Annotated in this window: 20 protein-coding genes; 10 read left to right on the plus strand and 10 right to left on the minus strand. The window is 72.6% G+C overall.

Going from position 1 to position 19876, the window contains the following annotated elements; all coding sequences use genetic code 11:
* Positions 1–6: 6 nt before the first annotated feature.
* Genes A949_RS0100100 through A949_RS0100125 form a run of 6 tightly spaced genes read right to left on the minus strand, consistent with a single transcriptional unit; the run spans position 7 to position 5460 of the window.
* On the minus strand, positions 7–1908 hold the full coding sequence (locus tag A949_RS0100100) for a proton-conducting transporter transmembrane domain-containing protein (protein WP_019353976.1): 1902 nt from the start codon (positions 1906–1908) through the stop codon (positions 7–9).
* Positions 1905–2210 (minus strand): NADH-quinone oxidoreductase subunit NuoK, encoded by a 306-nt coding sequence (locus A949_RS0100105; RefSeq protein ID WP_019353977.1) that lies wholly within the window; start codon positions 2208–2210, stop codon positions 1905–1907. Before A949_RS0100105 ends, A949_RS0100100 begins: the two co-directional genes overlap by 4 nt.
* Positions 2207–2767: an NADH-quinone oxidoreductase subunit J gene (locus A949_RS0100110; RefSeq protein WP_019353978.1), complete on the minus strand. Its 561-nt coding sequence runs from the start codon at positions 2765–2767 to the stop codon at positions 2207–2209. The genes A949_RS0100105 and A949_RS0100110 overlap by 4 nt, the downstream gene beginning before the upstream one ends.
* Before the next feature lie 56 nt (positions 2768–2823).
* The gene (locus A949_RS0100115; protein ID WP_019353979.1) at positions 2824–3753 is read right to left on the minus strand and encodes a complex I subunit 1 family protein; all 930 of its coding nucleotides are present in this window, start codon (positions 3751–3753) and stop codon (positions 2824–2826) included.
* On the minus strand, positions 3746–5119 hold the full coding sequence (locus A949_RS0100120) for a hypothetical protein (RefSeq protein WP_019353980.1): 1374 nt from the start codon (positions 5117–5119) through the stop codon (positions 3746–3748). The genes A949_RS0100115 and A949_RS0100120 overlap by 8 nt, the downstream gene beginning before the upstream one ends.
* Positions 5110–5460 (minus strand): NADH-quinone oxidoreductase subunit A, encoded by a 351-nt coding sequence (locus tag A949_RS0100125; protein WP_019353981.1) that lies wholly within the window; start codon positions 5458–5460, stop codon positions 5110–5112. The genes A949_RS0100120 and A949_RS0100125 overlap by 10 nt, the downstream gene beginning before the upstream one ends.
* Positions 5461–5747: 287 nt before the next feature.
* Between A949_RS0100125 and A949_RS0100130 the strand changes: the two genes are divergently transcribed.
* A complete protein-coding gene (locus tag A949_RS0100130; protein ID WP_019353982.1) occupies positions 5748–8363 on the plus strand; it encodes a polysaccharide lyase family 8 super-sandwich domain-containing protein in 2616 nt (871 codons plus the stop codon).
* 143 nt (positions 8364–8506) lie between these two features.
* Positions 8507–8677 carry a hypothetical protein gene (locus A949_RS38385; RefSeq protein WP_019353983.1) on the plus strand — a complete coding sequence of 57 codons (171 nt, stop codon included), beginning with the start codon at positions 8507–8509 and terminating at the stop codon, positions 8675–8677.
* Positions 8678–9333: 656 nt separating this feature from the next.
* Here A949_RS38385 and A949_RS0100140 read toward each other — a convergent pair.
* Positions 9334–9960 (minus strand): TetR/AcrR family transcriptional regulator, encoded by a 627-nt coding sequence (locus A949_RS0100140; protein ID WP_019353984.1) that lies wholly within the window; start codon positions 9958–9960, stop codon positions 9334–9336.
* A 132-nt stretch (positions 9961–10092) separates the two neighbouring features.
* Between A949_RS0100140 and A949_RS0100145 the strand changes: the two genes are divergently transcribed.
* The 3 genes from A949_RS0100145 to A949_RS0100150 all read left to right on the plus strand — a co-directional run bounded on the left by A949_RS0100145 (position 10093) and on the right by A949_RS0100150 (position 12640).
* Complete coding sequence (locus A949_RS0100145) at positions 10093–11544, plus strand: amidase (RefSeq protein ID WP_019353985.1); 1452 nt, start codon at positions 10093–10095, stop codon at positions 11542–11544.
* 163 nt (positions 11545–11707) lie between these two features.
* The gene (locus tag A949_RS38770; RefSeq protein ID WP_078565291.1) at positions 11708–11956 is read left to right on the plus strand and encodes a hypothetical protein; all 249 of its coding nucleotides are present in this window, start codon (positions 11708–11710) and stop codon (positions 11954–11956) included.
* Between the two features lie 108 nt (positions 11957–12064).
* Positions 12065–12640, plus strand: a complete 576-nt coding sequence (locus tag A949_RS0100150) for a DUF4232 domain-containing protein (RefSeq protein WP_019353986.1) — start codon at positions 12065–12067, stop codon at positions 12638–12640.
* Positions 12641–12833: 193 nt separating this feature from the next.
* Here the strand turns inward: A949_RS0100150 and A949_RS0100155 are convergent, their stop codons facing one another.
* The 3 genes from A949_RS0100155 to A949_RS31860 all read right to left on the minus strand — a co-directional run bounded on the left by A949_RS0100155 (position 12834) and on the right by A949_RS31860 (position 15779).
* The gene (locus A949_RS0100155; protein WP_237735692.1) at positions 12834–13403 is read right to left on the minus strand and encodes a sigma-70 family RNA polymerase sigma factor; all 570 of its coding nucleotides are present in this window, start codon (positions 13401–13403) and stop codon (positions 12834–12836) included.
* A 445-nt stretch (positions 13404–13848) separates the two neighbouring features.
* A complete protein-coding gene (locus tag A949_RS0100160) occupies positions 13849–14949 on the minus strand; it encodes a hypothetical protein (protein WP_019353988.1) in 1101 nt (366 codons plus the stop codon).
* A gap of 5 nt (positions 14950–14954) precedes the next feature.
* The gene (locus A949_RS31860) at positions 14955–15779 is read right to left on the minus strand and encodes a transglycosylase SLT domain-containing protein (RefSeq protein WP_051019340.1); all 825 of its coding nucleotides are present in this window, start codon (positions 15777–15779) and stop codon (positions 14955–14957) included.
* Positions 15780–16072: 293 nt separating this feature from the next.
* Here A949_RS31860 and A949_RS35275 point away from each other — a divergent pair, with 293 nt between their 5' ends.
* From A949_RS35275 to A949_RS0100190, 5 genes are all read left to right on the plus strand, one after another.
* The gene (locus A949_RS35275; RefSeq protein WP_337462775.1) at positions 16073–16966 is read left to right on the plus strand and encodes a DUF6668 family protein; all 894 of its coding nucleotides are present in this window, start codon (positions 16073–16075) and stop codon (positions 16964–16966) included.
* Positions 16967–16971: 5 nt separating this feature from the next.
* Positions 16972–17247: a hypothetical protein gene (locus A949_RS0100175; protein ID WP_026004196.1), complete on the plus strand. Its 276-nt coding sequence runs from the start codon at positions 16972–16974 to the stop codon at positions 17245–17247.
* A 74-nt stretch (positions 17248–17321) separates the two neighbouring features.
* Entirely contained in the window at positions 17322–17594 is a 273-nt protein-coding gene (locus A949_RS0100180; protein ID WP_019353991.1) for a hypothetical protein, read from the plus strand.
* 52 nt (positions 17595–17646) lie between these two features.
* Positions 17647–18522 (plus strand): hypothetical protein, encoded by an 876-nt coding sequence (locus A949_RS0100185; protein ID WP_019353992.1) that lies wholly within the window; start codon positions 17647–17649, stop codon positions 18520–18522.
* Positions 18522–19808: a hypothetical protein gene (locus tag A949_RS0100190; protein WP_037705632.1), complete on the plus strand. Its 1287-nt coding sequence runs from the start codon at positions 18522–18524 to the stop codon at positions 19806–19808. The genes A949_RS0100185 and A949_RS0100190 overlap by 1 nt, the downstream gene beginning before the upstream one ends.
* Positions 19809–19876 lie beyond the last annotated feature (68 nt).

Below are 19876 nucleotides of genomic sequence, written 5' to 3' on the forward strand. Positions count from 1 at the left end.
AGTGGATTACCTCACCAACAGCACGAGCAGGGTCAGCGCCGCGAAACCGACGACGGCTTGGGCGTAGTACTGGTGCAGCAGCCCGGTCTGCGGGCGCCGGGCCCAGGAGCCGAGGCGGCGGGCCCCGGCGGCGACCGCGTCGACGGCGGCGTCCAGCCCGCGGTCGTCGGCCCGGCGCGCCAGCCGCGCGAGGGCCAGGCCGCCGCGCCCGAGCTGCCGTACGGCGCCGTCCACCACCCGGTCGTCGAAGGCGGCCAGCGCCCGGGCGAGTGCCATGACGGGCCGTACGAGCAGCAGATGTGCGGCGCGGTCCAGGCCCAGCCAGCGCTCGGCCCAGCGCACGGTGGGGCGCGGGCGGGAGGCGGCGCCCTGGGAGCGGGCGACGCGCGGCAGCCATGTCCAGGCGGCGCCCGCCGCGCCGAGGGCGACCGCTGCGGAGACGACGGCTTCCCAGGGGTGGAGCGGGGGCCGGTCACCGGTGCCGAGCAGGGCGCTGAGCCAGTCGGCGGGGCCGGGCAGGACGAGCACCCCCAGGACGGCCCCGGCGCAGGCGAGCGCCCACAGCGGCAGCAGCGCGGAGAGGGCGGGGCGCTGCCGGTGGCCGGGCCGTTCGACGGCGTCCCCGTGGCCCCCGGCGTTCGGTTCGCCGGGCAGCGGGCGGGTGACGTACCAGAGCGCCTTGACGCTGTAGACCGCCGCGAGGGCGCTTGCGGCCAGGGCGATGGTGTACAGGGCGGGGTCGTCGGCGCGGGCGGCGCCGAGCACCTGGTCCTTGGCCGCCCACAACGACAGCGGCGGCAGCCCGGCCAGCGCCAGCGCGCCCGCCGCGAAGGCGGCACCCACCGACGGCCACCGCCGGGCGGCGCCACGGAGCGCGGGCAGTTGCCGGGTGCCGAGCGCGGTCAGCCAGATTCCGGCGGCCAGGAACAGCCCGGACTTCACGGCGGCGTGTGCGACCAGTTGCACGGTGCCCGCGGCCACTCCCCCGCTGCCCGCCGCGAGCACCATGAAGCCCACCTGCGCCGAGGTGGAGGCGGCCAGCAGTTGTTTGACGTCGCGCTGGGCGACGGCGACCACGCCCAGCAGCAGTGCGGTGAGCGCACCGGTCCAGGCGGTCAGCGGACCGGCCCAGTGTGTCGCGGTCAGCAGTGGGGACAGCCGCAGCAGCAGATAGGCGCCGGCGGCGACCATGGTGGCCGAGTGCAGCAGCGCGGAGACCGGGCTGGGGCCCTCCATCGCCCGCGACAGCCAGAAGGAGAAGGGCAGTTGCGCGGATTTGCCCAGCGCCGCGAGGACGACGCCGGCGCCGGTCACGTGCAGCCAGACCCCGTCGGCCTGCGGCAGCGCGGCCAGTTGCAGGGAGCCGACGCCTCCGGCCAGGGCGGCTCCCGCCGCCAGGTAGAGGCCCAGGTCGGCGGCCCGGGTGGTCAGGAACGCGGTGTCCGCGGCGCGCGCCCGGCCCGGCTGCCGCCACCGGTAGCCGATCAGGGCCCAACTCGCGGCGCCCATCACCTCCCAGGCCATCAGCAGCAGGGCCAGTGTGGTCGCGGTGACGGTGACGAGCATGGCGGCGGCGAACAGCAGCAGCAGTCCGAAGTAGCGCCCACGGTTCTCGTCCGGGCCCGCCTCCCGGACGGAGAAGACCAGCACGGCGGTGGTGACCGCGGCCACGGTGACCACCATGACCGCCGAGAGTCCGTCCACCCGCAGTCCGGCCCGGATCCCGGCGAACAGCGGGGCGCTCGCCTGGGGCCGGGTGACCGCGGCGGCGACGGCCAGCGCCAGCGTCGCGGCCCCGGCGGCCGGGGCGGCGATCGGGGCGCGGGTGTTCCAGCGGCGTCCGCCGAGGCAGAGCGCGGTGCCGGCGCCGAGGGGAAGGGCGAGCAGTGCCCACAGCAGTGCGCTCATCCCTTCAGGTCCTCCGCCATGTCGGTCATGTCGACCTGGCGGGCGCGGTAGATCGCGGTCGTGACGGCGAACCCCATGGCCATCTCGACCGCCATCGCCACCACCGCGGCGACGATGACGACTTGCCCGTCGGCACCGGCGGGGGCGAGGAAGTGCCAGAACGCGGCGGCGGCGACGATGATGCCGCCGATCATCAGCTCGATCCCCATCATGATCATGACGATGGACTGCTGGGACAGCGCCCCGAACAGCCCGACGCTGAACAGGCCGGCCGCGAGTACGCAGACGAGTTCGAAGGTCACCGTCCCACTCCTCCCCCGACGGGGTCCCGGGGCGTACGCCGCTCGAGCGCGTCGCCGAAGCGGTCGTAGCGGCCCCGCCGAGTGGCCAGCACGGTGGCCCCGACGATCGTGGCCAGCAGCACGAAACCGAGCACGATCATGGTGAGCATCTGTCCGCCCATCAGCGCCCTGCCGACCTGCACGGTGGTGTCCGGCGGCGGCCCGCCCCGCCGCGCCGGCCAGGGCACCAAGAAGACCGCGGCGACGAGCGCGGCGAACACCGCGGCGCTGACGGCCGACGAGCCGCGTTTGTTGTGCAGCATCGACATGGGCATCAGGCCCGCGGGGTTCATCATGTAGGCGATCATGAAGACGGCCATCACCACCATCTCCATGATCATCATCAGTACGGTCACCACACCCAGGTAGGGCAGTCCGAGCAGCGCCACCACGCCGCCGACGCAGCACAGCGAGAGCAGCAGCGCGAAAGTGGCCCGCGCCATCGAGTCGCAGCGGAAGACCAGCACACCGCCGGCCAGGGCGAGCACGCCCAGCACCGCCAGCAGCACGGATTCCACGTCGTCCCTCCTCCTTCGGTCGGCCGTCGGCGGGCTGCCGACGGGATCGCGGCAGTTCAGCGTCCGAGTACCAGCAGCGCGGGCACGAGTACCTGCACGAGGGTCAGCGGCACCAGGACGACCCAGGCGAACTCGACGTACCGGTCGGCCCGCACCACCGGCATCCGGCGCAGCACCCACACCAGCCCGGCGAGCACCGCGAGGGTCTTGAGTGCGGACCAGGCCCAGCCGGGCAGTCCGGGCCCCGCACCGCCGCCGAGGTACAGCGGCACGGCCATCGCCGCGCCGGACGTCAGCCACAGCCACCGGCCCGCCTCCAGCAGCAGCCGGTCGGCTCCCGAGGTCTCCCCCAGCACCCCCGCGGCGACGTCCTCGCCCGCCGGGTAGCGGAACGGCCCCAGAAAGCTGAACGCCAGCACACCCGCCAGGTAGACGGCGAACGCGACCGGCATCCACACCGCGAACCACAGGCCGTGCTGGGCCTGCGCGATGTCGCCCACCCGCAGCGACTCGGCCGCCGTGGCGGCGGAGATGAGGGCGAACATCAGCGGCAGTTCGTAGGCCAGCCCCTGGGCGACGAAGCGGTAGCCGCCGATCAGCGAGAACGCCGCGTTCGGGCCCCAGCCGGCCAGCCACAGGCCGGCCCAGGTGAGCACCTCCATCGCGTTGAACCACACGACGCCGACCGACAGATCGGCGACCGCCGTCCCGCCGAACGGAATCACCAGGGCGGACAGCACCGCCGCCACGGGTACGGTCACCACCCCCAGCCGCCACAGCAGCCGGTCCGCGGCCGGAAGCCGCCGGGGCTGCGCGCCCAGCAGCCGGGGCACCTCCAGCAGAGGGCGCAGCGCGGTCCGGACGGTCGCCGGGCGCCCCGCGTCCCGTGCGGCCAGCAGCGCGTCCCCGGCGACCGCCAGCACCGCCCCGGCCAGCAACAGCACGGGCGCGGCCAGCAGCGACCACCAGGCTGCGGTCTCAGTCACCCGCGCCCACCTCCCGCGGTACCGCGACCAGTTCGTCGGGGTCCGGGTCCAGGCTGGCCACGACCAGGCGTGCCGCCGCCAGTTCGGCTCCCTCCAGCAACTCCGGCAGCACCCGCACCAGCGCCGCCGACGGCCACCGACCGTCCGCCGCGCCACCCCGCGGGCCCTCCTCGGCCGGGTCCAGCGGTGTCCGGTCCGCCAGCCGGTCCACGTCCCGCACCAGGGCCGCCAGCCAGGTCCGGTAGCGGGCGGGGACGTCCCCGTCGGCCCATGCGGCGGGCCCGGTCACCCCGGCGTCCCGCGCGGCCTCGGCGGTCAGCACCCCTGTGCCGCGGGTCAGCCAGTGCAGCGTCCGGGAGCGGCCGACCCGGCGCGCGAACCGCCGCACGCCCGGCCTCAGCCGGGCGCTGGACGCGCCGTCGAGCAGGTCGTCCCGCAGCCGCCGGGCCGTGGTCGCCGCCCTCGTCCATCCGGCGACCGCCAGCAGCCGCCCGAGGCTGTCCGCGTGGGCGGCGGCCCGCCGCCGCGCCCCCTCGCCCGCGTCGACGCGTTCCCCGGCGGCGGCCCGGGCCCAGGGCTCTCCCCAGAACGGAGGCCCGGCGGCTGTGGGGCGATCTCCGAGGGGCGGCCACGCGAACCGCAGTCGCTGGACCACATCGCCCTGCAGGGTGAGGCGGGCCGTCAGCCCGTCCGGCCAGTCGGCGAGGAACGGTCCCAACGGCACGTGGAGTCGGTCGAGCGTCAACCCGTCCCGGTCGGCCCCCTGCCCGGCCATCGGCAGTCCCCAGGGCGGCTCGGAGTCACCGTGGGAGCCGTGATCGCTGTGGGAGCCGTGATCGCCGTGGGAGCCGTGATCGCCATGGGAACCGTGGCCACCGTGGGAGCCGTGATCGCTGTCGGAGCCGTGGCCACCGTGGTCGCGGCCGTTGTCCTCGTCGTGGCCGTCACGTTCGTCCCGCCCGTTGCCGAACCCCACCGCGGACCCCGCCTCGGACCCCGCATCGGGTCCGCCGCCCGCGCGGTCCTCGTGCCGATGGCCTGCGTGCCGCCGTCCGGGAGGCGCGGCGAGTTCGGCACGGCAGCGTGCCAGCGCGTCGGGGAGGACACCGGGGGTGGCGGCACGGGCCCGGGCACGGGGTGCGGGGAGGCTCTGCCACAGCCGGTCGATCGCCGGGCGCAGCCCGCGGCACTCGGGGCCCGCGACCAACAGGACGTCGGCCTCCGCGGGCGTGCGGGCCTGCGGCAGGTCCTGGAGCCGGAGTTGGCGCTCGGCGGCGAGCCGGGTCGCCGTACCGCCCGGTGTCGTCACCAGCAGGACGTGCGGCCGGGCGGCGGCGGCCCGCAGCGGAAGGGCCGTCAGGTCCATCGCAGCGCGCCTTCCCGCCAGGCGTACACGACACCCGCGACCAGCACCGCGAGGAAGACGAACATCTCCGTCACCGCGCTCGCCCCCACCGCGGAGACGACACGCGTCCACGGATACATGAACACCATCTCCATGTCGAAGGCGAGAAAGAGCATCGTGACCGTGTACCAGCGGACGTGGAAGCGGCTGACCGCGTGCTCGCTCGGTGCCAGCCCCGAGTTGAACGGCCCGGCGGGCAACGGGCCGGCCGGGCCGCGCAGCGCACGGGCGGCCGCGTAGAGGGCACCGACTCCCAGCAGGGCGACCCCCAGCAGTGCCACCGCGGCGGTGAGACCGCTCATCGGACCCGCGCCCCGGATGTGCGCCGTACCTGCCGGACTGCCATGACCGTCGCTCCCTTCCACGCCGTTCCGTTCCGCCGGGTCCGCGTACCCCTGGGGGGCATCTTCATGCGGCGTGATCCGCTGTCGGCTTCGAGGGTGCCCGCTGCGGGTCCGGCTTCCCGGCATGCCACGCCAGCGCGGGGCGGCTCCGATCCGGGGTGCGCGAGGTGTTGTCGGGGCATCCGGCGGCTGTTTCACTGCGTGATGCCTGCGCCACGCCGGTCCGGCTCCCCCAGGGAGGCCCCATGGAGATCCCCCGTCGGCATGTCCTCTCGCTGCTGTCCGCCGCGGGGCTGGCAGCGGTGCTCCCGGCGCCGGAAGCCCTCGCAGCCGACGCCGCCCCGCCCGGTGCGAACGGCCCTCCGGGCGGCGGCGCCGACGCGGGAACCGGACGGCTGCTGGGCAACGCGCGCGCGGTCCTGGCCGGTACGGCGGAGTCCAACGCGCGGCCGGAGACGGCGGCGAAGCTGGCGGCGGTCACCGAGGCGGCGCGCGGCCATCTGGCCGACATGGCGGCCGCGGACGACGGGGAGCTGTTCCGCGGCCTGCCGCTCGGCAGCAGCGACAGCCACCTCGGCACATCCTTCAGGAAGCTGTACGAGATCGCCCTGGCCTCGCGCAGCCTGGGTGTCCCCTCCGGCGGCCCGCCGAACGACGCGGCAACCCGGCGCCGGGTGCTGGAAGGCCTCGGCCTGCTCCACGAGCGCTACTACGGCGACCAGTCGCAGGGCTACTACGGCAACTGGTTCACCTGGGAGATCGGCATCTCCACCAGCGTCACCGCCACCCTGGTCCTGCTCGCCGAGGACGCCGCGGCGCAGCAACCCGGGCTGCTCAGCCGCTACATCGACTCCATGGACGCCTATCTGCGCCACGGCAAGGACGGCGACGTCGATCTCGACTCACGGTTCCACACCGGCGCCAACCTCGCCGACATCACCACCAACCGCATGCTGCAAGGAGCGCTGCTGGACGACGGGGCCCGGATCGGCAAGGCCCTGGAGGACCAGCTCACCGTCTACGCGACGGTGGACCCCTACCGGCTGCGGCACGGCGTGACCGACGGGCACTACGCGGACGGGTCGTTCATCCAGCACGCGTCCGTCGCCTACACCGGGTCGTACGGGAAGGGGCTGCTGGCCCGTGCCGTGCAGACCCTCGGGTTCCTGGACGGCACGGGGTACGCGCGCACCGAAGCACTGGTGCCGGTGGTGCACCGGTGGGTGACGGACGGCTTCGCCCCGGTCGTGTTCGAGGGCTGGATGATGGAGATCGTCAAGGGCCGGGCCGTCTCCCGCACCGGCGGCGGCTACGCCGACTGCGCCGCCGTCGCGGAAGCCGTCACCGATCTGACGGCATACGCGGACGGCGCACGGGCCACCGCGCTCAAGAGCTATGTGAAGTACCTGCAGAAGGTGTCGGCGGCGCCGCCCGACCCGGCCCGCTTCGCCTCCCCGCTCACCGTGGTGCGCCACGCCGCCATCCTGGCGGACGGTTCGGTACCGGCCGAGGACCTGAACCCGGCGGCGCGCTGCACCGCCTTCGACGCGATGGACCGCACGGTGCACCGCCGCCCCGGCCACGCATTCGCGCTCGCCCGCAGTTCGGAGCGGATCAGCAAGTACGAGTACATGAGCGGCGAGAACCTGATGCCGTGGTTCCAGGGGGACGGCGCCTACTACCTCTATCTGGCCGGGGAGGACCAGCGGCAGGCATTCGGAGCCGACTACTACACCGCCGTCCCGCCCACCGAACTGGCAGGCGTCACCGCCCCGGAGGAGCATCGCAGGACCGTACCGGAGCTGTACGGGAAGCCGTACTACGACAACCCGGACCACCCGCTGCACTTCACGCCCTCGTCCGAGTCGCAGAACACCTACGTGTACTTCCCGCGCGGCACCGCCCGCCACTCGGGCGGCGCCGTGCTGGACGCCTGCGGAGCCGCCGGGATGATCCAGTCCGACGACGTCGCCTACGCCGAACGCGACCGGCTGCCGGACGACTTCACGGTGTACCGGAACGCGACCGCCACGAAGTCGTGGTTCATGCTGGACGACGAGATCGTGGTGCTGGCCGCGGGGGTCGGTGACCGGGCCGGGCGCGCGGTCACCACGACCGTGGACGCCCGCATCGCGCCTCCCGGCAACGCGCTGCGGATCAGCGCGGAGGGCCGGGACGGCGGCCGGCGGGCGACCGCCACGGGCACCGCACCACTGCGCTGGCTGCGGTACGCGGACGAGACGCGCGGTTCGGCCGTCGGGTACGCCTTCCTCGACTCGCCCGGCGCGGAGCGCCACCCGGTCACCGTCGGGCTGGAGACCGTCACCCGAAGCCGCCGCCTGGTCCGCACCGCGAACCCGGACACGCCCGTCACCCGACAGCTGTTCCGCGCCGGATTCCGCCAGGAGGCAGGTGCCGCGCCGCGTGCGCTGGCCTACGCGCTCGTGCCGCACGCCTCCGAGCACACGCTGCACCGGTACGGGACCCACGGCAGCCCGCTGTCCGTGCTCGCCAACACCGCCCGCCTCCAGGCGGTGCGGCACTCCGGCCTCGGTCTGCTCGCCGTGAACTGCTTCGGCCGCGGACCGCGGACGGTCGCCGGGGTACGCCTCGACGGTCCGGCCTCGGTCCTCGTCCGCCGGGAGCCGCGCCGCGGGCAGCGGCGCCACCGGGAGGTGACCGTCGCCGCCTCCGACCCCACGATGCACCGCGACCGGCTGACCCTGCTGCTGCACGGCCGACGGCTGCGCCCGGTCTCCCCCGGGCCGGACGTCGATGTCCGCCACGTCCGCGGCGGCACCCTCCTGGTCGTCCGCACACGGCACGCCTACGGGCGCACCTTCACCGTCACCCTGCGCTGAGCGGTCCCGGCCGAGCGGTCCCGGCCGGGGCCGCTCCGCCGCCCTCCGGCGCCGGGTGCGCTCCGGCGCCGGCTGGGTACCCGGGGACAGGCGGGCCGTACGCGGTGGTCGCGGCCCGGGTGTCCGGTGAGAGGAGCGACACGATGAGTGACCAGACCCCGATGCCCTCCCAGGCGGAGGGCGAGCGTGACAACGGCTTCGCGGAGATGCGTTCCCTCTCGCCCGCCGAGCGGCGCAAGGCGGAGCACCCCGACTGCCCGCGCACCACTCCTTCGCAGGCAGAGGGCGAGCGGGAGGAGGAGCCGGGCCGGTGACGGCCGGCTGGCAGCCGCAGTCGCACCTTCCGCGTCCGGTCGGCGGTGCCGCCCGCCCCGGCGGGCGGCACCGGTGAACCCCTGCCGCCGTCCGTCTTCGTTCGGACGGAACGACGGAATAGGGAGACGTTTCTTCAGGCGGGAACCGGCCACTCCCGGAGTATTCCGCCGCGCCCGGCGGTCGATTATCCGCTGGTCGCATTCCCTCCTTGTCCGGATTCCACCACCGTTCGGATTCCGCGACACGGGCGGCGGGCATTCTGCCCCTCAGGACAGCACCGAGAGGATGCGCCCCCTGCCCAGGTCATGCGCCCCCGGCGCATCCGCTCCGTCCCCTCGGGGGGTTATTCGCCGCACCCCTTGCGGGTGCTGCCTCCGTGCGCACTGAATAGAAATCCGCCGAAGCACGCGGAAGGGCGGATGCTTCAGCGGAGCGCTCTCCGAAAAGCATGGAATGACGACACACCACCCCACAGAAAGGCGGATCCTCGGAGCGCGCACACCCGGCTGTTGGCCCGGCCGGGAGCCTTCCGGGCACCAGGTGCCCCCGGCCCGCTTGCACCGGACGGCCGGGGGCACCGCCACGAGGACACCCGCCCGGCCTCCCGCGCGACGCGCGCCGGGCTCCCGTCACCGGGGACACGGATTCGAGGCTGTCAGCCGACGGCCGACCGGGATGCGTCGAGAGGGGAGCGGTGCCGATCCACGATCCCCTCGACGATTCTCATCAGGCGGTCCCCCGCCCGATCGATGCTTCCGTTCTGCGTGCTGACCTGCGCGCCTTCGAGTACGAAGGTGATCTCGGCTGCGGCCTGCTCGGGGTCGGGCAGCCCGGCCTCGGCGCACAGGCCCACCAGCCTGCGGGTCTGGTGGGCCTTGTGCTCCTCGATCACTTGCCGCGCGGGATGAGAGCGGTCGGGCAGTTCGGCCAGGGAGTTGATGAACGGGCAGCCCCGGTGCGAGATGGCCGACAATCCTTCGGCGATGAAGCGGGCCAAGCCCATGATCTGCTCCCTGGGCCGGCCGGGATATTCCATCCGGACCCGGTCGAAGGCCGCCTGGTAGTCGGCGGCGACGATCCGCATCCACTCCGCGACCAGTGCGTCCTTGGTCTCGAAGTGCCGATAGATCGCCATTTTGGTGGTCGCGGCCTTCTCGGCGATCGCCTGGACACTCACCCGCCGGATTCCCTCGCTCTGGAAGAGCTCTTCCGCTGCGTCGAGGATGCGCTCGCGGGGCGGCAGTTTCGCCACCCTGCTCGGCCTGCTGGCGGTCGATGCCATGGCTGCTCCGTGACGTCCGCTCGGGTGCGGGGCCTCTTGTCTCATTGCTCCCACGGTACCACTTCGTCCCATGCGATACCGTTGGGTATCGTCAGGGACTCAGCAGTATTGTTCTTTCCGCTAGGAGTAAAAGTGAGAGCTGCCGAGTACGTGAACCATGACGCGGTCGGACTCGCGGAGCTGGTGGCCGAAGGGGAGGTGACCGCCGCCGAACTGCAAGCAGCCGCGCTCGAGGCCACGCAGGCGGTCGATCCGCAGGTCAACGCCGTCGTGGAGACCTGGCCGACCGACGACGAACCCAAGCCCGGCAGCACACCGCTGGCCGGGGTTCCTTTCCTGATCAAGGACATCGGAGCCGCCATGGCCGGGCGGCGCATGGAGCTGGGCAGCCGCCTTGCGGCGGGCCACGTCGCACGCGCCGACTCCTTCCTCGTGCTGCGGTTGCGTCGCGCCGGACTGGTGACGTTCGGACGTACCGCGACATCGGAGATGGCCTACAGCATCACGACAGAACCAGTGCTGTACGGCGCGACCCGTAACCCGTGGAACCTGGAGCGGAGCGCGGGCGGATCCAGCGGGGGCGCGGGCGCGGCCGTAGCCGCCGGAGTCGTACCGCTTGCCCACGGCACCGACGCCGCCGGCTCGCTCCGTGTCCCCGCCACCTACAACGGCCTCTTCGGGCTGAAGCCCACCCGCGGCCGAGTCTCCATGGGCCCCGACTTCGACGAGCTCTTCAGCGGCCTGGCCGTGCCCGGCAGCGTCAGCCGCACGGTCCGCGACAGTGCGGCCCTGCTCGACCAGATCAGCGGCCCGGAACCGGGTGACCCCTACTTCGCCCAGCGGCCGTCCCGGCCTTACACGGAAGAAGTCACCCGCCACCCGGGCCGGCTGCGGATCGGTGTCCTCAGCCAGGCATGGGGCGGACGCCGCACCACCGCACCGGTGGCCGACGCCCTCTCGCGTACCGCGGGTCTGCTCGAATCCCTCGGCCACCAGGTGGAGGAGGCCGAGGTCGGCCTGGGGGCCGACTGGGAGGAGTACGTCCTGGCCAACGCCCATCTGTTCACGGCGAACCTCGCGGCCACGGTCGACGAGTTGGCTGCCGCCTTCGGCCGGCCCATCGATTCCTCCACCCTCGAACCGGCGACCCTCGCCGGCTACCACTACGGGCAGCGGGTCAGCGGTACCCAGTTCGTCGCCGCTCTCACGATCCGAAACCGTGTCTCCCGCAGCCTGGCCCGGTACTTCGACACCTACGACATCTTGCTCACCCCGACCGCGCCGGAGCTTCCCACGCCCCTGGGCGCCTATGCCGAGAGTGCGCGGACGCTGGACGGCCTCGGCTGGATCGACACCGTCTTCGACCGCTCTCCGTTCACCATGCCTTTCAACATGGCGGGCACGCCCGCCATGTCCGTGCCGCTGACGGCCGACGCGGAAACCGGGCTTCCGATCGGCATGCAGTTCGCCGCCGGATACGGCCTCGAAAGCCGCCTCTTCCGCCTCGCCGGCCAGTTGGAACAGGCAAGCCCGTGGTCGGCCCGAATCCCCACGGTGTGGGCAGGGAATCGCACGGGCCACTGAGAAGCGCCCCTGCAACCGGGAACCGACGAGCCATGCGCTGAGCGAATGGGAGAAGTGCATGCCGTCCTGGTACGGCGGGACCCCGCACACGGTCACACTGCGGGGTCCCGCACCACCCTCGCTTGTCGGCCCCACCTGCCGAATCCACGAAGGAGTCCCGCCCATGTCCGCAGATTCGCACTCCAGCACACGCCGCGACGTCGAATTCGACGCGGACGGCACCACATTGCGCGGCTGGTTCCATCCGGCCCCTGACAGTGCCCCGACAGCCGCCGCCGTCATGGCGCACGGGTTCTCCCTGGTCAAAGAGGCCTACCTGACCGCTACCCGAGCGGTTCGTCGCCGCCGGGTTTGCGGCTTGCGGCTTGCGGCTTGCGGCTTGCGGCTTGCGGCGACTTCACCATCGACGTGACCGGCGTCACATGACACGACGAACCTTCCGGTGAACTTTTCGCGGAGTGAGCGCATCACATCTTCCGTAAACCGCACATGCACCCCGATTGAGAGGGGAATACCCGACATGACTGAGCAGCACCGCAGCAGCACGGCACGCGGACGGGCGGCGAAGCGTTTCGGTGCCGCGAGTCTGGCCGTCGCAGCCGCCGCGGGACTCGGCCTCGCCGGTGCGGGAGCCGCCCAGGCACTCGGCGGCCAGGCGGCGAGCAGCGTGCCCACCTGCAGCACCTCGGGGCTGACCGCTTCCTTCGGGCAGAAGCTCGGCGGCGGGATGAACCACGAAGGGGTCGTCCTCAAGCTGAAGAACACCAGCGGTCACACCTGCAACCTGCGTGGATACCCTGGCCTCGGCCTGGAGGACTCCGGCCACCGGACGCTGAGCTCGTCCGTGCACTGGGGCGACTCCTGGTACGCGAAGGACCCCGGCAAGAAGACGATCGCACTGAAGGACGGCGCGAGCGTGGCGGCCGTGATCTCCTGGACGCACGCCAACACCGGGACACCCGACGCACGGGACGCGGCGTACCTCCAGGTGACGCCGCCGGCCAACACCACGCACAAGACGCTGAAGTTCCCCGCCTGGGTGGACAACGGCCGACTGGAGGTCACCGCGCTGGCCACCGACGTGCACGTCGGCTGAGCGCGTTCCCGAACTGCCCGCACGAGGCGCTGTCCCACGCCGGACAGCGCCTCGGCGTGCATCTGTGCATCTGCGCCCGCCCGCGACGGGCCCCCTCCAGGGGCCGTCGGGCCGTCCGGCCGTCCGGCGCCGGCTCCGCGTCCGGCGCCGGACGGCACATCGGGGACGGATGCCCCCGCACCCCGACCACCGGCTACTTCGCCGAGACCGTGGGCTTCCCGGCCACCGGCCCCGGAACATCCAGGGCCAGCCGCAGCTTCCGCACCGCGTGATGGAGACGGGACTTCACCGTGCCCGGGGGTATGCCGAGCACACGGGAAACCTCACGGGTCGACCTGCCGGTGTAGTACGTCTCCCACAGCACCTCGCGATGTGCCTGCGACAGCGTCCGGAACGCCTCCACCAGGACCAGTGAGGAGAGCACCTGGTCGACATCGTCGGCCTCGGAGAGCACGTCCTCCAGCCAGGCGGCGCCGTCGACCTCCTTGGGGCGGGCCCGGCGCAGGCGGTAGTCGTCGATGACGAGATTGCGCGCCACCTTGAACAGCCAGGGACGCAGATCCTGCCCCGAGCCGACGAGCCGCTGATTGCGCCAGCAGCGCAGCAGCGTCTCCTGGACGACGTCCTCGGCCCGCTGCACGTCACCCCCGAGGAACTGGAGCACATAACCCTGTAACGGCCGAGCGTGCTGCTCGTAGAGCGAGCGCATCGCCCGCTCACCGGCGCTGTCGGCGCCCTCGGATCCCAAGACGATCCAACTCACGGTTCCAACCCCTCGCATCATGCCGCCGACAACGGCGGACCGGCACCGGGACACGCACAGCGGCCCCCTCACGAGGCAGAGAGTCGCGAGGGAGGATCCACATGCCGTTGACGGCCGTTCACTCTTCCGCGAAAAGCGCACAGAGAACTACAAACTGGACACGGCCTGTCTTTTCCCGATAAACAAGTGTCTTCCGCGCTTTACATGGCATTAGATGCGCGCCCTGCGGCGAAAGTTCACGACGGATCGAAGGGATTTCGTGAGTCGGTCACCGGCATCGGGAGCCGGCTCGCCCCCGAGGGACGGCCCTCGCCGTCAATCGGATGTTGATGTCGCTGGTCAACGGCCTCCCTCGGAGCTGTTCTGAGCCGCGTGCCGCTCCCGGAACGCCGCTTCCTCTCCCGCCGGGGGCGTGTCGGAGTCCGGTCCACGTCGACGGGGACCGTCAGAGTTGCCCGCCCGCAGGCTCCGCCAACGCGTCCATCCGCAGCCGCACATGGCGCGGCAGCGTCGTGTCGTCGGCCGCCGGCCCGTCCTGCGCCGCCAGCAGTGACCATGCGGAGAGCAGCGCCTGACCACGCGTCAGCACCTTCCCGGGGTCGGCGAGCAGATACCAGTTGCCGACCGCGCGCCGCAGATACCCGTACGCACGGTGGTCGCCCTGCTGATGGCAGATCCGGGCGAGCTCCAGATAGACCTCCGTCGCCTTCCCGTAGTTGCCGCCCTGACGGGCGACGAACGCCTCCAGATCACGGGCCTCCAGGGCGTAGGGGTGCTCCTCGCCGTAGCTGCGCACCGCGTGCTCCCGCAGCCGGAACGCGAGCACCATCGCGCGCTGCGCCTCGCCTTGCGCCGCGGCCCGGTTGATGTGGGACACCGCCTCGGCCAGCTCGCCGGGCACCGCCGGTCCGGTGGACCCGGCCGGGTCGGACCCGCCCGCCGGGTCGGACCCGCCCGCCGGGTCGGACCCGGGCACGTCCGTCCGGGCGGCAGGCGGTGCGGGCTCCCGGAATCCGGGCGTCCGGGACGCGGGAGTGCGGGACGCGGCCACCTCCTCGGGCTCGGGCTCGGCTCCCGCGGACACGGGTGTCCCGCCGCCGGACTCCTCGACGCCCGACGGCCCGGGCGCCGGTGGGCCGGGCTCGGGCGGGGGCGCCGCTTCGAACCCGCCCTGCTCCGCCTCCGGTCCGGACCGCGGCGGACCCGGCGTGGGCGGCTCCTCGGCAGTGACCTCCGCCTGCGGCTCCACCAGTTGGCTCGAACCGTCCGGAGCAACCCGGATATGGGTCGCATATCCGCCTTCCCGCAGATCGAGAACGGTCGCCTCGACCGGCTCGCCGCGCTCCTGGGCCGCACGGTGTATGGCGTCGAGGACCGCGACGTGGACCTCCTCCCCACTCGCCACCGGCAGGCGCTCCCCGTTGAGCGCCACGCTGCCGTTGCGGGCGATGAGGGCCTCGAAGCGGTCCGCGAGGAGCGGAGGAGCAGTGTCGCCGACCGGTTCCGAGCGGTGACCGTGCGCCGGACCGTCGGGGGTGTCGAGCATGCGGCTCACTCTCCGCTCTGATCGGGGTCGGGGGACGGGGAATCGGAGGACGACGCGTCGGGGACGTCGTAGTCGGGGAATTCGGAGGGCGCGACGGAGCCGCCGATTCCCTCGAACCGCGGGAAGAGGGACCGGACGGTGATGACATAGCTCTGGGCCGGGCCGGACTCGGGAAGACCCTCGGCGTCCTGCACCGCCTCCAGCCCGACGTCGTAGGCGGCGAGGGCGAGGTCGAGAACGCTCTGCCCCTCGGGAGCCCGGCCGCTGTCGACAAGCGGTTCGACCTTCTCGGCCAGCGAACACATGTAGCGCCCCTGCGCCATGATCGAGTCCTCTGGGTCGGTCGCCGACGTCTCGTCGTTGTCGTCCTCGTCCTCGCCGAACTCCTCGAACTTGTCCGGCGGAAGCTGCGAAATGCCCTTCTCGCCGTCGGGACCGAGCATGTCCTTGTTGAACGACGACTCGTGCTCGATCTGCGCCGCGATGACGACCGGACCGATGGCGTCGCAGATGTCGCCGGCGTCCTGGATGGTCTCGAGCAGGTCCTCGGGGACGGTCTTCTCGTCCAACTCGCCCTTGCCGTCGCCCTGGACCGACTCGGACACCTTGTCGGTGTCGATGTCCGAGGGCGAGACGTCATCGCCCCCTCCGCCACCGCCGAAGAACAGGATGAGGGCGATGATGGGCGCGAAGAGGACGCCGAGCCCGCCGAAGATGATCAGCACGACGATCAGGCCGGCCGCCGCGGCCGGCAGCGTCATGCATCCGCAGCCCGTTCCGACCAGGCCGATCATCGTCGCCTTGCCGGCCTTTCCCTCGTTCTCGCTCACGGACCGACCACCCGTCCCCTCCTCTCCTCTCTCCTCACCGAACGTCGCCGCGTTGCCCGAGAACGTGAACCGCTTCCGCCGAAGTCCCGTTGTGGCTCTCCGACGGAGGGCAACGCGCTTGCAGATCGGAACGGGCAGGGCGACGAATCGGTTCAATTCGTCTTCCCGCCGCCCACGGGCCGGTCGCAGGAGAGCGGCAGCGCAGGAATCCACGAGTCGTAGGAGAGGAGGCTGAACACGCGATGAGCGTCCCCCCACCGGCGTCGGCCGGCCGGGCGTCCGCCGGCCCGCACATGTGGGTACGCGGGCCGACGGAGCCTCAGGCGGCCACGGAGGAGCGGGAGCCGCCCGTTCAGGAAGAGCCGTCGGCGAATCCGGCGACCCAGGCGAACCCGGCGGCTCCGGAAGCCGCGGGGCCCGTACCGGACGCCGCGGCGCACCCGGCCGATCCGGCCGCAGCCCTCCGGGGGCGTGCCGTACCGGCGGGGCAGCAGCCGGCCCCGGCCGCTGCCCCGCCGGTGGCGGCTCCGGCCACACCGGCGGCACCGCTGCCGGGTCCGGGCACCGCGGCAGCACCGTCGGCCGCACCGGCTGCGCCCCCCTCGGTCCCACGCGGCCAGGGCGCCGTTGCCGTCGATCCGGCGGACCGGGCGGCCGGGCCGCCCGCGGCGGCCGGCCCGGCCGCCGCACCCGCGAGCCGGTCACCGCACCCTCCGGCGTCCGGAGGGCCGACCGCGTACGGCGGCGGTCCGGTCAGCTGGGTCGGTGCCCACGGCGGCGCCGGAAGCACCACGCTCGCCGACCTGGTGGGCGGGCTCGACCTGGGACGCCGATGGCCCGATCCGTCCCGGGGCGAGTCCGGCCGGGTGCTCCTGGTGGCGCGGACCCATGCATCGGGGCTGCGGTCCGCTTCGCGGGCACTGGAAGCGCTGCACTCGGGAGAGTGCCCGGCGGGGCTGGACCTGCTCGCCGTGGTCCTCGTCGCCGACGCACCCGGGCGGCTGCCCTTCCACCTCGCGCAGCGCGTCCGCGTCCTGCGCTCCGTCGCCGACGTCCACCGGGTGCCCTGGGTCCCGGCGTGGCGGGGGGAGATGCGGACCGGAGCCGCACCGAAGACCGTCCGCATGCTCGCCGAGCTGGCAGGAACTCAGCTCGCCCACCCCAAGAAGCGGGAGAAGACACGGTGACCGCCATGAGCCAGATGCCTCAACTGCTGGCCGACGAACTCGCCCCCTACAAGCCGGGCGGCCACGCCAATCAGATCCTCAGCTGGCTGGCCTGGTTCGCGTCGGGGGCAGGCGTGCTCGGAATCATCGTCGTGGGCACCCAGATGTCCCTCCAGCTGCGGCGTGGCGAGATGGGCGAAGGGGCCACGCATTTCCGCGGGTTCTTCATCGTGCTCATCGCCTCGGTCATCGCCACGACGGCCGCGCCGCTCGTGCAGTGGTTCGGCCCGCTGACCCCCTGAAAGACAGCCGGGCCCGCCGGCTGCGGCATCGCGCCGCACACACGTCCCAGTCGACACACTTCGCAGGAGAACCGATGAAGACCACTCTGCTCAGCCTCTACATGGCCGTTCCGCAGCCCAAGCGGCAGGCACCCGACGGCCTCGGGCCGAAGATCGACAAGATGCTCGGCCTGGCCGCGTGGGCCGGTACCGCGGCAGGCGTGCTGGGAATCGTGATCACCGGCGCCATGATGGGCATTTCCCTGAAGCGCGGCGAGAGCTCCGAACACATGAGCCGGCTCGGCATGGTGCTGGGCGGCTGCTGCCTCGTGGCCTCCGCGGGACCTTTCGCGAACTGGATCTTCTGAAGAGACGGCAACTCCGGGGCACCGAGGGGCACCGAGGCGGGAATGAGTGGCAATGTTCGCACGCAAGCAGGACGACGAGGCGGTTGACGCGCCTTTCTGGAAACAGCGCGGATGGACGTTCTCGGCCGTCTTCCTGGCAACCGCGCTGGTCATCGCGGCCGTTTCGTACTTCACCGGGTCCGGCGGGACCGACGACGGCGCCGAGGCGCCCCGGAAGGCCGAGAAGGGGCCGCTCACCTCGCACCGTCCGCAGGAGGCCGGGCAGGCCGGTCGGACGGCGGGCGAGCGGCCCAAGGGCTGCCACACCGAGGACGAGGACGGCGGAACCCCCGAGGAGAAGAGCACCGCACGCACCGACGAGCAGAACACCGGAGGCGCCGGAGAAGCCCGGAGGAAACCGGGAGCTGACGGGACGAATCCTTCCCGCCCGACCTCGCCACCCGAGGACGTCGCCTGGAAGACTCTCGACCGCATCAGTGTGCCCACCTCGCCGTCGGCCGGACCGACACGGTTCGACGGACCGGTGTGGTGGTGCTACGCCCACACCCCGATGGGCGCCGTCATGGCGGCACACGGCATCCTCACGCACATGAGCAGCGCCGACTGGCGCACCGTCGCGGAGCAGCAACTCGTCCCCGGTGCGGGCAGGAAGCAGTTCATCTCCCAGCGCTCCACGGTCTCCCAGCAGGATGTAGAGAACCAGCAGCCCGGGGTGTACTCGGGATTCTCGCTGCCGTCGTACTCGAAGAAGGCCGCCGAAGTGCGGCTCCTCATCAAGAGCGCGAACGGGAGTCTGAGCGGGACGACGGTCTCGATGCGCTGGGACGGCGGTGACTGGAAGGTCGAACCGCGGTCGAACGGCTCCCTCTTCTCCTCCGCCACGTCCGCGATGAGCAACGGCGGATACGTCAAGTGGGGGGCTGCCTGATGGCCGCGTGCGGCAGCACGGGTAATCCGGTCCTGGATTTCGCGAAGGGATTCTTCGACTTCCTGGGCGATCCCATCGGCACCATCATCAAGGGCATCGCGAACGCCATCATGACCGGCGCGCTGTCCGCTTTCACCGCGGTCACCGAGGCGATTCCCACCTTCTCCACCACGGCGTCGAGTCCGGTCCACAACCAGGTCAAGTACGTCGTCGTCTACCTGGCCATCGGCTCCCTGCTCTTCGCCTGCGTCCGCATGGCCTCGGAACGCCGGGTCGACGCCGGGCAGACCGCCCTGCGGGGCATGGTGCGGCTGATCGTCGTGGCGGGCGGCGGGACGACGATCATGACCGCCGCCGCCGGGGTCGGCGACGGCTACGCCGACTATCTCTTCGAGGGCGCCGTGAACGCGCAGATCAAGAACATGGGGTGCGGTTCCTCGGAAGACGTGCCGTCGTTCCTCTACCTGATCCTCGCGTTCCTGCTGCTGATCGCCGCCGTGGTGCACGGCATCCTGCTCTATGTCCGGCTCGGCGTCATGATCGTGCTGTTCGGCACCCTTCCGCTGGCCGCCGCGGCGTCCATGCTCGACTGGGGCGGGAGCTGGTGGCGCAAGCACATCGGCTGGATGCTCGCCTGGCTGCTCTACAAGCCCACCGCGGGTCTCGTCATCTACGCGGGCACGGCCCTGACCACGGGCCAGTACGAAGGAGCGGAGAACGAGAACATCCACACCAAGATCGCCGGGATCTGCGTGATGCTGCTGTCCGCGATCTCGCTGCCCGCGCTGCTGAAACTGGTGGTGCCCGCCACCGCGGCCCTCGGCGGCAGCGGCGCCTACTCCGGTGCTGTTTCCGGTGCGGCCGGCGGGATCGCCTCGGGAGCCAAGTCGGTCGGATCCGCCGCGGCCGCGGGCGGCGGCGGCAAGTCCGGTTCGGGCGGCAAGTCCGGGGCGACCGGAGCCTCCGGGCCCTCGGGCGGCGGCGGCAAGTCCGGGGGCGGCGGTCTCGCCGCTGCGGCGACGGGCAGCCGCTCGAGTGGCGGCGGCGGTGGCGGTCCGGGGAGCACCGGTGGCGGCTCGGGCGGTGCCGGTGGCGGCGGCCGGGGCGGAGGGGCCCCCAGTGGTGCCGCACGCGGTGCCGCCGCCGGCCCGGCCGGTGTCGCCCTGGTGGCGGCGTCCACCGCCAAGAATGCCGCCAAGGGCGTCGGGAATCTCGTCAGCGGCGCCGTGGAGGACGCGGACGGGGGCCGCGCCCAGCCGAGCGGAAACCACGACGAGAGCCGATGAGCGGCTGTCCGGGGCCGGGTGGGTACCGCCCGGCCCCGGACACGGCGCCGTGTCGCCCCGTCCGGATC

The sequence above is a fragment of the Streptomyces sp. AA1529 genome (assembly GCF_000280905.1).
GTDB lineage: Bacteria > Actinomycetota > Actinomycetes > Streptomycetales > Streptomycetaceae > Streptomyces.